The organism is Nostoc piscinale CENA21, from assembly GCF_001298445.1.
Taxonomy (GTDB): Bacteria; Cyanobacteriota; Cyanobacteriia; order Cyanobacteriales; family Nostocaceae; genus Nostoc_B; species Nostoc_B piscinale_A.
In genome coordinates this window covers 4,910,623-4,923,183 of record NZ_CP012036.1, presented here as the reverse complement: position 1 = coordinate 4,923,183, position 12,561 = coordinate 4,910,623, and the positions used below count along the sequence as shown (strand labels likewise).

Here is a 12,561-nt window from a genome sequence, read left to right as displayed (position 1 = left end):
CTAACCGCAGATGAACGCAAATGGACGCAGATAAATCTGAAATTTAGATAATTTTGATAAAGTAAATCTTAAGTATGATGCGTGAGGCTAAAATCGTCAACCCACCGTACTTAAGACTTACTAAAAGTGGGGAGTTGTTGTCACTGCTCACTTCTAGTTTTCACCAGTTGTAGATAATAGGTAGTTGCTGTAAAGACAAGATGTAAAACTTTTATTTAATTAACCGAACCATTGAGAAGGTTCACAACCAGGCTCAACTGTACTACATAGATGATTGTTAATCCAAGCGGATTTATCTTGCATGATGGCAAAAATGCCTTGATGAATCAAGTTTTGTAAATGTAATTTCTGCTCTAATGGACTACGAGGAAATTTCTGCTCTATTGGAACATCTTTGATGATGTTTTGTAGGGGAAATTCTCTGTCAAACTCTTCGTTATAAAAACAGGGAATGCGGCTAATGACAAAATCAATTAATTCTTGACGTAATTCAGGAATCGCAAAGGTTTCTTGATAAGGATAGTAGGCATAAGTATCTAAAACACTTTTGATTTCGCTGACTAACGATTCTCTGGTTAAATTGACTACTGTTCTCATAAGGTTTTATCTCCATTGAAATACGGTTGAGTTTTGTTTTAAAGACTCACTGAGTTCTACTAATTCGCCGAAACCGCTTCACGGAACTGGTTTTTATACTCTGAATTTAACTTTGACTTACGTACAAAATCAGACTTTTGCAACGGTATTTTAAGTTAAATTTTATACTAGCAAACTCTAAATTTTGTCTATAAACTTCAACCAAATCTGACAGTAATGAAGCTGTAGATACACAATGCTAATTATTTCAAATTTCTATCTTTTTGGGGAAAATCTACACAAAACGCAGCATAAGCCTAGGGGATCAATTTTAATTTTTTATTAACAACATTCTGGAGCATGAAATATTGAGGTAAGTAAAACTTCTTAAGTAATGTAAATTACTCATTGATTTATTACCTATTATTTCTAAATTATTCTTTAGATTGCTCTATGTATTCTAGATAACAAATTTTTGATGTAAAAATGTAGCAAATCTTGAGAAAAAAGATGTGGTTACACAAAGGAACCAGTCTAACGATAGATGTTATAAAAAGGTAAAATTTTTGAAAAAGTTCACATTGGCGAGAGTGACTTGGTTTAGATGATGATTAATTGCAAAGGCAGCAGCTAATCCAGAAAGCATTGCACCTTCAACGAGATTACCGCCGCACCAATCACCACAGCACACTAAAGGTAAGGAAGCACTGGCAGATAAAATACTTTCTGTCCAAGAATGGCTAGGAAAGGCATAACGCCAACGGTGTACTTGTAGCCATTCGGGTGTCTCTAGCCAAGGTAGTGCGAGAGTTTGGGCGGCGTGGTGCAACATTTTCTGCCCGACAGGTTGTAAATCGGAGGACTCTAGATGCAGTTGGGCGAAATTAGCACTGCTTTGCACGACAAATACAGGTTGTTTTGGTTGGGGGCGCTTGCTACTATCTAAACCAATCCAGCCCAACACAGGATCATCTGTAAAACTTTGGGCTTGCCAATCTGGTAGGGGTGTGGAATTGGGATAGCCTGCGATCGCACTAAGACAAGGTGCAAATTCCACCGCCTTTAAGTTAGTTAAAAAGTCCGTTCCTAATAAATTTTCCCCCAAGGGTTCTAATAACATCACAGCTTGGGGTGCAGGAATCGCCACTACAACTGCCTTGGCTATAATTTCTTCATTGCTAGATTCTAGAGTCAATTGCCAAGTATTTTCGGGTGTTGAGTGAATCGCAATCACCCGTTGATTGAGTAGTATATCCAAACCTTGCGCCAGAAATTTAGCGATCGCACTCATCCCCGCAGGCGCAATATAACGTGGTGGGAGTTGGTCATGATTCCAAACTGTGATAATTTGGCGATCGCACAATAAATCAATAAACTCTTGGAAAAACTCACCTTTTGGTTTGAGATAACAAGTGCCATGATCTGCCCAAGTATCATGCAAGCGACGTGTTGCCATTCTTCCCCCCAAGCCACGGGATTTCTCCACAACTAATACTGAATATCCCGCTTGCTTTAATTGCTGGGCGCAAACTAACCCCGCCATACCAGCACCAATTACAGCAACGTCTATCATTAGTTAATAGTCCTTTGTTTTAAGTCTTTGGTTATTATCAAACAGAATTCAGGAGTCAGGAGTCAGAATTTAGAGGGGTTCTAGGAACCTTACCGTAGAGTATTCTGACTTATTCTCATTTTTGTGCTGAATTCTGAATTCTGGCTTCTAAATTCTTGATCCAATGACAAAATACAGATGGCGAAGGATAAAAACACTACTAAAGACCGCCAAAAGCTAATAGTAGAATAAAGTACAGACAAGCTGCACGGAAGGGAGGAAAGGAACATTGGATGAACTCAGGGCGGCCTTAGAACTAGCAACAGATGATGAATTGCAAGATTTAACAGCAATTTTGTTTAGTCGAAAGTTCAATCCCCTAGATTATGTTCAGACACCTGAACCTATCGAAGTTCAAAGTCAGAGCCGCCAAGCTTGGTTAGACTCATTAGAAGAGCGTTTCCGGTTTTTGGCAGCTGATGGGGTAACAGTGTTGCGGGGACGCACAAACCAAGTAACTTACCGCCAAGCACTAATTCAAGTTTGTAAATATTTAAAAATTCCTTATTCCAATCATTTAACAACTGTTGATTTAGAAGCAGAAGTATTTTTACATTTGCTGGGGCAAGTGTGGAAAAAACTGCCAGAAAAAGAAAAACAAAAGTTGACTGTCAAAGTCCAGCGTCATTTGGTGAAAACAGAACTTAAAGAACCATTACCATTAATGTTGCAGCATGACCCCTTGGGATTGCTGTTTAAGGGTGGTAGTGCGTTAGCTGTTACCTCTGTCATTCAACCATTTGTCCTCAAACAAATTGCGCGACAATTTGCTTTGCACTTTGCTACCTATCAAGTAGCTAAACAAGCGGCTGTTACAGGTTCAACAGTAGCCAAAACCCAGTTTGAAACTTATGTGGCGATGCAAATGGCGCGGCGAGGTATGACACTGAGTGCAGCACGTTATGGGGCAGTTCGTACTGTATTTGCTTTTGTCGGCCCGGCTATGTGGACTTGGTTTTTAGCTGATTTAGGTTGGCGAGCGATCGCTACTAATTATGGTCGCATTATCCCGACTATTTTTGCTTTAGCCCAAATTCGTCTTACTCGCACAGAATGTTGGGAGCCAGCTTGAAACTAGCTTTTGATCATCCCAACCCAAAAAGCCAATTTGCTTGGAATATTTTCCAAATCGGGCTATTGATTTTTCCCCTCAGTCCATTTGTTGGGGTGGTGGCGATAATTTTGGCATCTTTGCTGACTTGGCTGCAACAATACCGCAAAATTATTCGCCGCCCAATCAATCGGGGATTTGCGATTTGGACATTATTATTGGTAATTACGTCAGGATTTGCCACTTATAAAGCCGATGCTTTTTTAGGTTTGTTTAATTTAGTACCTTACGTTTTAGTGTCTGTTGGTTGGGGTAACTTGATTCAGACAATTGCCCAATTGCGCCAGATAGCCTGGATTTTGGTAATTGGTGCTGTACCAGTGATTGTAATTGGCTTTGGACAGTTGTTTTTAGCTTGGGCGTTAAAATTACAGTTTTTGTGGATTGTTTTAGATTGGGCGGTTGAGCCGGGAGGTGAACCACCAGGGCGAATGGCGGCTTTATTCATGCACGCTAATTTGTTGGCTGCTTATCTGGCGATTATTTTTACTGTCGGGATAGCTTTATTACTCGAACAATGGCAATCCAGAACGAGAAAAAAATCCATTATTGGTCTTTTGACGCTAATACTGATTGCCAGTTTTGCCGCCTTGATTTTAACTAATTCGCGCAACGGATGGGCGATCGCCATGATTGCCTGTTTAGCTTACGCACTGTATCAAGGTTGGCACATCTTGGTTGGTAGCGTGGTTGGAGTCATCACTACGATTCTGTTGGCTGCTTTTGCACCTTCTCCCATCGCCCAAATTTTCCGTCGCGTAGTTCCGGCTTTCTTTTGGGCGAGGTTAAATGATGAAATGTATCCCGATAGACCAGTAGCTTTAATGAGAAAAACTCAATGGGAATTTGCTTGGTCTTTGGCACAACAGCATCCTTGGAATGGTTGGGGTTTACGTAGTTTCTCTGCACTTTACAAAGCCAAAATGAATATTGATTTAGGTCATCCCCATAACTTGTTTTTAATGTTATCTGCGGAAACCGGATTTCCTGCTACTCTGTTATTTTGTGGTTTACTAGCTGGAATATTAATTGCAGGTATGCAATTTTTGCGACAATCTAATTCTTTGGTTAAAACAGATAGGTTAGTGTTCTTCAGTTATCTTTTGGTATTTGGCGAGTTGATATTATTCAATACTGTGGATGTAACCTTATTTGATTTTCGCGTCAATACCCTGTTTTGGTTATTTTTAGCAGCAATTTGCGGAATTGTATTTTACCCTCAGCAAAATCACAAGCCCTTGGCAAATGAGAATTAGATATTTCAAAAAATGCGATCGCCTACTCTCTAGCCACAATTTGTACAGATAATTTCGGTTCATATATCTGTATCAGCATTTCTGCTCATAAATAGCATTTTGTTTCTTGCTGCTTTTTCCGTGGTTACACTGTCGGCATTCGTATTTATTAGTTCTTAAAATTACACTATTCACATTTGTGATTTAGATAATTTCTAGTTATCTAATTAGAAATTATCTAATGTTGCTGATAGTTGGGAAGGTGTAAGGACAACCCTTTTGGGGGTTTCCTACATGACGGGCATCTAATCTTTAGATGCCCTTTTATATGTGTAATTTTTCAGAAGTTAAGCACTATTTTTTATTTCATTCATCAGGGAAATCTACTATATGAAATCACCTAATCAAACAGGTGTATTATTTGCATTGGCATCAAGTTTGTTAACTATTAATTTTTCTATTTCATCACCTGCTAAGGCGGCAATTTCATGTGAAACAGGTACTGTTGTTTATCATCCAAATAATTCGTTGGCAACTTGTTCACTTGCTCAGAATGTTAATGTGCAAGTTTCTAGCCCCACCACTGGAACATCTAATTTTCCCTGTAAAGCCAAAAGTTATATTGTGTTTGATGAAAAAGTGCAATTTAATAGCTGTGAACTTTCAGAAGAAATTAAAATTAGAACTGGTAATGTAGTTGAGACTTGTCCGGCAGAATATAAGGTAAGAGTCGCATTTTCAGATAAGGGTGTTCTTTCTATTAATTGTTCTGTCTACTAGTACAAAAAGTCTGAATTAAAACCCAAAACCATGTAGAGATGTTACATATATAGCGTTTCTCATTCTAGTGAGATACAAGCAAGAATAATTAACCGCCGATGTAGACGCGCAAGCGGCTTCCCGAAGGGTACGCGGATGAACGCAGATGGGAATAGATAAGTTCGTACCTCAGCAGACTAGGAAACGCTATAACGTCTCTACAGTATTTCACTATCTCTCTTGTCCCCCTTGTCTCCCTTGTCCTCCTTTTCCCCCTTGTCTACTCATCAAATAAAACTGCCACACTCAAGTTAAATTCTTCAACCCGATCGCAATCTTACTGTGTTTCTCAATTTGTCCCATAACTTGTTTTGCCCGTTGAATAACCACCGCAGGTAAACCAGCTAACCTTCCGGCTTCGATACCGTAAGATTTATCAGCCCCACCGGGTTGGACTTGATGCAAAAAGATAATTTGATCTGGTAATTCTTTGACGGTGACTTGATAGTTAGCCACATTGGGTAACATCCCCGCCAACTCATTTAATTCATGATAGTGAGTGGCAAAAATTGTCCGGGAACGAATCTCGGTAGCGATATATTCTGCAACCGCCCAAGCAATAGAAAGACCGTCAAAAGTGGCTGTCCCGCGTCCAATTTCATCTAATAATACTAAAGATTTCGATGTGGCATGGTTGAGAATATTGGCGGTTTCATTCATTTCTACCATAAAGGTAGATTGACCAGTTGCCAAATCATCTACAGCACCAACACGGGTAAAAATGCGATCGCATACTCCCAGTTTGGCAGATTTAGCCGGGACAAAACTCCCAATTTGCGCCATCAATTGAATTAACCCTACCTGACGCAAGTAACAACTTTTACCACTGGCATTTGGGCCTGTCAGAATGATTAAGTCAGGGAGTGGGGAGTGGGGAGTGGGGAGTGGGGCTTTTTCACTACTCTCTACTCCCGATTCCCTACTACCTAAATACGTGGAATTGGGGACGAAGAAACCCGCAGGTAAGGACTGTTCTACCACTGGGTGACGACCATCTACAATTTCTAGTCCTCGCCCTGATATCATTTCAGGACGACAGTAACCTTGCTGCACAGCCAACTCGGCTAAACCACACAACACATCCGCCGCCGCTACGGCGCGAGAAAGTTGGCGGATAGCCTCGGCTTGTTCACCGACTTCTTCCCTTAAGGCGACAAAAATCTCATATTCCAATTTATATAAATCATCCCTCGCACTGAGAATCCGCGCTTCTCTTTCTTTGAGTTCTGGGGTGATGTAGCGTTCTTCATTCTTGAGGGTTTGCTTGCGGATATAGTTGGCGGGTACTTGGTCGGCTTTGGTGCGAGAAATACTAATGTAGTAACCAAAGGTTTCGTTAAATCCTACCTTCAGCGTCGGGATACCTGTTCTCGCCCTTTCATCAACTTCTAAATTGGCAATCCATTGATGATCTGCTTCTACAGTCGCCTTTCTTTCATCTAATAATACATTGATGCCTGGACGAATTAAGCCTCCTTCTTTTAAATGAATGGGTGGTGCTTCGACAAGGTGGGCTTGAATTTTTTGTGCTAATTCTTCCAAGACTGGCGGGACTTTTTGCAAAGCCTTCAAGAAGGGAGAACCAGCATCAGCAACTAAACGGGCTAATTCTGGCAAACGCGAAAGAGAATCAGCTAAAGCGATTAAATCTCGCGCATTCGCAGTTCCCGAACTCGCCCTACCTGTCAGCCGTTCTAAATCGTAGATTTGCCGTAATAAATAACGCAAATCTTGACGCAGAGGTGTATTTTCTTTTAATTCTTGAATTGTTTCTTGCCGCGCCCAAATACCTTTAATATCCAGTAGGGGTTGCAATAACCAACGCCGTAAAGCCCGACTTCCCATTGCGGTGCTAGTTCTATCTAACGCCCAGAGTAGAGAACCGTGAAAAGTACCATCGCGGACTGTTTGGGTAATTTCTAAGTTCCGGCGGGTTTGATGGTCAATAATTAAGTAGTCTGTGAGTGTATAGGTGCGGAGTCTTTGCAGAGAAATTGTATTTTCTTTTTGGGTATCTTCCACATATTCTAAAAGACCGCCAGCTGCCCGCACAGCCAGGGGAAGATGATCACAACCTAAACCTTCGAGCGATCGCACCTTGAATTTCTGCAATAATTTACTTCTGGCTTCACCTTGAGAAAAAGGTACTTGCGATCGCAAACTATAACAAAATGATGGCGGTAAACATTGGGGAAGATGAGGCGAAGTTTCCCCAGGACGCAACAAAGCCCCCAAATCAGGTGCATTGATGGGAACCAACACCTCGGAAGGTTGCAAGCGCATTAATTCTTGGGTAAGGTGTTCTAAATCGCTACCTTGGGTTGTCAGAAATTCCCCTGTGGAGATATCTGCGTAAGCTAAACCCCAATGATTCCCCGCAATTACCGCCGCCGCTAAATAATTATTGCGGCTAGATTTTAACATCCCCTCTTCTAACAACGTGCCAGGGGTGAGGATGCGTGTCACTTCCCGTCGTACCAAACCCACGGCTTCGGAAGCATCTTCTACTTGGTCACAAATGACAACTGCATAGCCTTTCTCTACCAATTGGGTGCTGTAGCGTTCCCAAGCGTGGTGGGGTACACCAGTCATCGCCACCCGTCCCACTTCACCGCCATGTTTGCTGGTGAGAACTAATTCCAGTTCCCGCGACACAGTCACAGCATCTTGGAAAAAAGTTTCAAAGAAATCACCTACCCGATACAACAACAACGCATGGGGATGTTTATCTTTGATTTCCACATAATGCTGATACATTTTACTCAGCTTACTGCGGTCTACAAGTCGCGTGTCCGCGTGAGGCGCAGGGGGTTGAAGAGATTCCGTTGGCTGGTTATCAGAGTCAGAAGCGGTCATAGATAGATGCCAGGATTCACACACGCAAAAGCCACAATACTCGATGATAGCGTGATCTGGTGTTGAGTTGCGATCACTCAAGATTTTTTTATGCTTCTTGATGGCGTTGACAAAATTTTCAATCTACGGTATTTACTTAAATAGTAGAAAAACTGTATCTCAAAAGCAAAACTCTATCGCAGCTATTTTCGCCAACTGCGACAGAGCAAAAGAAATTGAAACACCAAGGTAAAGCACAGGCGAAAATGTCATGCTTCAACGCTGAAAATGAAGCAAAATATAAGGAAATAACCTACTGTTTTTGCCTATTCTCTCCCTTGGTGCTTCCTACTGTGCTAGACATGTTCAATATATAGTTTTTAATTTTTGGGAACAGTATTCTATCGATCAATTTTTCGGTATTGCAATCAACGACCATTTCCCAAGCTCAAATCATCGGAGATTGCTGATTAATTTCACTACAACAGGCGTAGAAAAAAAATTCTGATTACCGACAAAATTTGTGGGTGGGAATTGGCTTTAAACAAGGGACTGCGCCGCAGTTGATTGTGATAGCCATTGAACAAGTATTTCAAAAATATTTACTCGATGAAAGTGCGATCGCTGGGATTGCTACCATTGATACAAAAGCATTAGATACAGCATTAATAAAAATTTGCCATCAACGCCATTGGCTTTTGCAAACATTTTCCGCCGCAAAGTTATCTACCGTCCTAGTCCCCAATCCATCTGCAATCATTACCAAAGCCACGGGAACACCTAGTGTTGCAGAAGCGGCGGCGATTTTGGCGGCTGACAATGGTGAACTTGGTGCTAAATTATTAGTTCCAAAAAATATTTTCCGCTTATCAGGACTACCTGGGGTGGTAACTGTAGCGGTGGCGCAAGAAATTCAAGCGTGATTAAGGGAGTTGTCATTCCATCATCTATGGACTGCGAATTGCGTTAGCGTAGCGGTAGCGAGCCTGCGAGCGTCATTGCGAATTGCAAATTGGTATTATTTATTCAACCGCTCTAAGGAAATAATTAATCACACTCGAAACAATTGATAATACAATTGACCCCAGCAACGCGGGTAAAAAGCCTTTAATCTCAAAACCAGTACCAGGAGTAATAGCACTGGCTAACCACAGAGATAACGCATTAATGACAAATGTAAATAAACCAAAAGTTAGTAAAGTAATGGGAAAAGCTAACAGGCGCAAAACTGGTCTAATAAAAGCATTGACCAACCCTATAACAAATACTGCTACCAAAGCAGCAACAAAATTATTGACAATAAAACCATCGACAATTCTAGAGGTAATCAATAGCGCCACCGCAGTAGCCAGCCAAGTTAACAAAAAGTGTTTCATATCAAACAGGTACTACTTCCATCACATAAATTGAGTAGAGATGCCATACACCATCCCTACTGAGAACTGACCTAACTACGTATTATTAGCCTATCGTTGCCCAGGCGATCGCCGCAAGAGAATGTCCCAGGTAGCACCACCAGCCACACCATCCTCTTCTAAACCATAGCGCCTTTGCAACGCTTTCACTGCGGTTTCGGTAGTGCGACCAAAATCACCATCGACATTACCACTATTCAAAAAACCAAACCTTTGTAATTGTTTTTGCAAAGTGATGACATCTTGACCACTCATCCCTACACGTAAAATGGGATATCCTTCCGCAGTGTATTGAATTCCCGGAACTTGGCGAAAAGTAATAGTTGATGCTGCTGGCTTTGTCGGAGTTCTGCGTTGAGTTGTGGGAGGTCTGCGGTTAACTGGTTTAGGTTCTGGTGCGAGTGTTGGTACTTGGGTGGTTCTATTTCTGGGAGTTGCAGGTTTAGGTTCTGGTTTCGCTACAGCAGTGTTGGTAGTGCTTGGTCGAGTCGTCGATAAAGATGCAGCCGTATTAGTAGATGCTGGTTCTTTAGGAAACAGTTTTTGCCAAGTAGCCGCATCAACAACCCCATCAGGATTTAAACCAACGGCTTGCTTAAAGCGAGAAACTGCATTTGCCGTATTTTCGTTATAAACTCCATCAACATTCCCTGGGTAAAAGCCTAAAAGCTTGAGTGCTGCTTGCAACTCCGAAACACGTTCCCCTTGGGAGCCAATTTTGAGTGTCGGACGAGAAATAGCAGCATTTGGCACAGCTTGAGCGATTTCCAAAGGTGCAGCCAATGAAACTATAGACGAAGAAGCAACAAGTAAAGGCGGAGAAAATAACAGCAGTAACCAATAAAACTGATTAGCACTCAAGCAGCGCAACTCTGACCGTAACTCTAAGTACTTCAAGAAACATGCTGTTAGGCTGCCTTTCATGGAATTTACCCCCAGAATCTTCTGTTGCTAATATTACCAGCCACTGGAGTCCAGAAAAAAGCGAGTACAGCACAATATGGTGGGTTGTAAGTGCGATCGCTCCAACTCAAGCGATAATTACAATGCCCTCAAAGTAAACAAATTAGCAATGATGAGTGCGATCGCCCCAAGTCAAGCGATAATGACAATGCACTAAACGTAAGCAAATTCCATCCTGAATTTCTTACTAATACTGGTCACACCCAAATAAATCAATGGTTTTGAGAGCCATTGTTGTGCATCTCTATTATGCGATATCTGCTTTAGATTTTTGAACAAAAGCTATTGGAGAACTATTCAAGAAATCTCTGGTCATAGCAAAGAGAGGATGTTTCAGCGTGAGGAGGTCACTATCAAGCGCAGAAGCGACTGTTATTGGGTTTTAAATAGTAGGGCTTAAACTGGTACATAAAAATGCACCAAATGCTCAAAAAGTTATGGCTATTAGTAGAAGTATCAATGTTGAGGAGTTGTTGCAGCGTTACGCGGTTGGGGATAGAGATTTCTCCTTCATTAACATTGAGGGGTCTGATGAATTGTATCGAGCTAATTTGAGCGGAATTAATTTGAGTAACTCGTCCGTTGGTGAGATTTTTATGGAGGGGAGCAATTTGAGTGGAGCTAATTTCAAAGGCACTCAATTAGGGCAAACCTGTCTATGAGCCTGTTTATAAAATGAAAAAAGACAACACAACTGAAATTTCATGGGTACAGATTTATAGAGAATACGTCGGTTGTGTTGATTGGTTTATTCAAGAATTACTAAAGTTAGGTCATCCCGCAGAAATTAGAATTCTTTTCTGGCTGCATTAGTTATTTGTAACCTGACAAATTGCTATAATATGTGATGAATATTTGTTAGTAGTGTAATGAACAAGTTCTAGCCCTGCATTTTCTAGTTCTTGGGTAAGTTTAGGCATTTCATACTTATGATGTCTCCAAATTGTAATTTCTTTACCCTTGGGGATTTCAATAGATTTATTTATTCCTTGAAAGCTGAAATCGATAGTGTAATTATGCTGGAATTTGATATTAGCTACAACACTATCTGTTGCTAAATCGTACTTTCTAATCAGTTGACAATCTTGAGATTTCAGCCCAATTGTATTTTTGATTGTGCGATATATTTCTTCGGCGTGATACTTACAGCCACCTCTAGCTACTCCATCCCATTGAGAGTTAGAACCAATTTCATTAGTAAAGATGAGCAAATCATTTTCATCCATACTATTTCTAAAGTTCTTCAGCACCTGATTTCTATTATGATGGTTGCCCATTGTCACACCCAAGTGCAGAATGATTTTGGGGTTTCCTGAGAAATTTGCAGGTATACAGCTATTTTCAATGTCAATTTGTTGGTTGATATAATCCAGTTTGGGAAACCAAGTTGTAAAATTTCTTTTGGATACAGTCAGCAGTCCTTCACTAATATCTAAGGCAACATATTTATTGATTTTATTCAGTTGATTGAGTCGGGAAACAAATTCTTTTGCTGGGTATGAAGTTCCTGCACCAACATCGATAACATTGACTTGGCTAAATTTTGAGATACTTTCATAAATATATGCAAAATTGTTCCTCAAAAGGTCAATTTCTACACTTGATTTGCGATACCATTTAGGGCTAACAAATTTTTGATAAAAATCATGCCAAATTTTCGCCCCTTGACCTTTATAGGAATATTTTAGAGGGATTTCACATCTGGTTTCTAATGTGTGAATAATTTCTAAAACTTCTGCTGGGGAAAAAACAGTGTAGAACTCAGAACTTGGTTTTGCTATACGAGGGTGAGAAATGAAATTATCTGCATAAAATTGCGAGTTATGATGAAAGTTTTTTGCCATTATTCCTAGTTCTGAGATGAATTTAGTAGAGAAAGTACATAATTGACTACTTGGCCAGTCTTGTATTTTCTCATACCTTGCTCTCAAATAAGGTCAGGACTTACACACAGACTAATTGATTCTGACTCCTAAATTCTTCTTCAAGCTTGAT

General features: G+C 40.7%; 11 protein-coding genes. 5 read left to right on the top strand and 6 right to left on the bottom strand.

The window, feature by feature from the left end; all coding sequences use genetic code 11:
- Nucleotides 1-219: 219 nt before the first annotated feature.
- Together ACX27_RS21085 and ACX27_RS21080 are read right to left on the bottom strand one after the other, a co-directional pair.
- Nucleotides 220-597, bottom strand: a complete 378-nt coding sequence (locus ACX27_RS21085) for a hypothetical protein (RefSeq protein WP_062295295.1) — start codon at nt 595-597, stop codon at nt 220-222.
- 526 nt (nt 598-1,123) lie between these two features.
- A complete protein-coding gene (locus ACX27_RS21080) occupies nt 1,124-2,149 on the bottom strand; it encodes an NAD(P)/FAD-dependent oxidoreductase (RefSeq protein WP_062295294.1) in 1,026 nt (341 codons plus the stop codon).
- A 268-nt stretch (nt 2,150-2,417) separates the two neighbouring features.
- On the opposite strand from ACX27_RS21080, the gene ACX27_RS21075 reads away from it, so the two are divergent.
- The 3 genes from ACX27_RS21075 (at nt 2,418) to ACX27_RS21065 (ending at nt 5,314) form a co-directional block, all read left to right on the top strand.
- On the top strand, nt 2,418-3,260 hold the full coding sequence (locus ACX27_RS21075) for a YaaW family protein (protein ID WP_062295293.1): 843 nt from the start codon (nt 2,418-2,420) through the stop codon (nt 3,258-3,260).
- Nucleotides 3,242-4,555: an O-antigen ligase family protein gene (locus ACX27_RS21070; protein ID WP_062295292.1), complete on the top strand. Its 1,314-nt coding sequence runs from the start codon at nt 3,242-3,244 to the stop codon at nt 4,553-4,555. The genes ACX27_RS21075 and ACX27_RS21070 overlap by 19 nt, the downstream gene beginning before the upstream one ends.
- Nucleotides 4,556-4,924: 369 nt before the next feature.
- Nucleotides 4,925-5,314 carry a hypothetical protein gene (locus tag ACX27_RS21065; protein ID WP_062295291.1) on the top strand — a complete coding sequence of 130 codons (390 nt, stop codon included), beginning with the start codon at nt 4,925-4,927 and terminating at the stop codon, nt 5,312-5,314.
- Between the two features lie 285 nt (nt 5,315-5,599).
- Here the strand turns inward: ACX27_RS21065 and mutS are convergent, their stop codons facing one another.
- Nucleotides 5,600-8,209, bottom strand: coding sequence for a DNA mismatch repair protein MutS (mutS, locus tag ACX27_RS21060; protein ID WP_062295290.1), 2,610 nt, complete (start codon nt 8,207-8,209; stop codon nt 5,600-5,602).
- Between the two features lie 506 nt (nt 8,210-8,715).
- Between mutS and ACX27_RS21055 the strand changes: the two genes are divergently transcribed.
- A complete protein-coding gene (locus ACX27_RS21055) occupies nt 8,716-9,111 on the top strand; it encodes a cobalamin biosynthesis protein (RefSeq protein ID WP_235526299.1) in 396 nt (131 codons plus the stop codon).
- Nucleotides 9,112-9,210: 99 nt separating this feature from the next.
- Here the strand turns inward: ACX27_RS21055 and ACX27_RS21050 are convergent, their stop codons facing one another.
- Entirely contained in the window at nt 9,211-9,564 is a 354-nt protein-coding gene (locus ACX27_RS21050; protein ID WP_062295288.1) for a phage holin family protein, read from the bottom strand.
- 90 nt (nt 9,565-9,654) lie between these two features.
- Nucleotides 9,655-10,527, bottom strand: a complete 873-nt coding sequence (locus tag ACX27_RS21045) for a peptidoglycan-binding domain-containing protein (RefSeq protein WP_062295287.1) — start codon at nt 10,525-10,527, stop codon at nt 9,655-9,657.
- Between the two features lie 476 nt (nt 10,528-11,003).
- Between ACX27_RS21045 and ACX27_RS34950 the strand changes: the two genes are divergently transcribed.
- On the top strand, nt 11,004-11,228 hold the full coding sequence (locus tag ACX27_RS34950) for a pentapeptide repeat-containing protein (protein WP_062295286.1): 225 nt from the start codon (nt 11,004-11,006) through the stop codon (nt 11,226-11,228).
- A 147-nt stretch (nt 11,229-11,375) separates the two neighbouring features.
- Here ACX27_RS34950 and ACX27_RS21035 read toward each other — a convergent pair whose 3' ends face one another.
- Nucleotides 11,376-12,410 carry an L-histidine N(alpha)-methyltransferase gene (locus tag ACX27_RS21035; RefSeq protein WP_200929831.1) on the bottom strand — a complete coding sequence of 345 codons (1,035 nt, stop codon included), beginning with the start codon at nt 12,408-12,410 and terminating at the stop codon, nt 11,376-11,378.
- Nucleotides 12,411-12,561 lie beyond the last annotated feature (151 nt).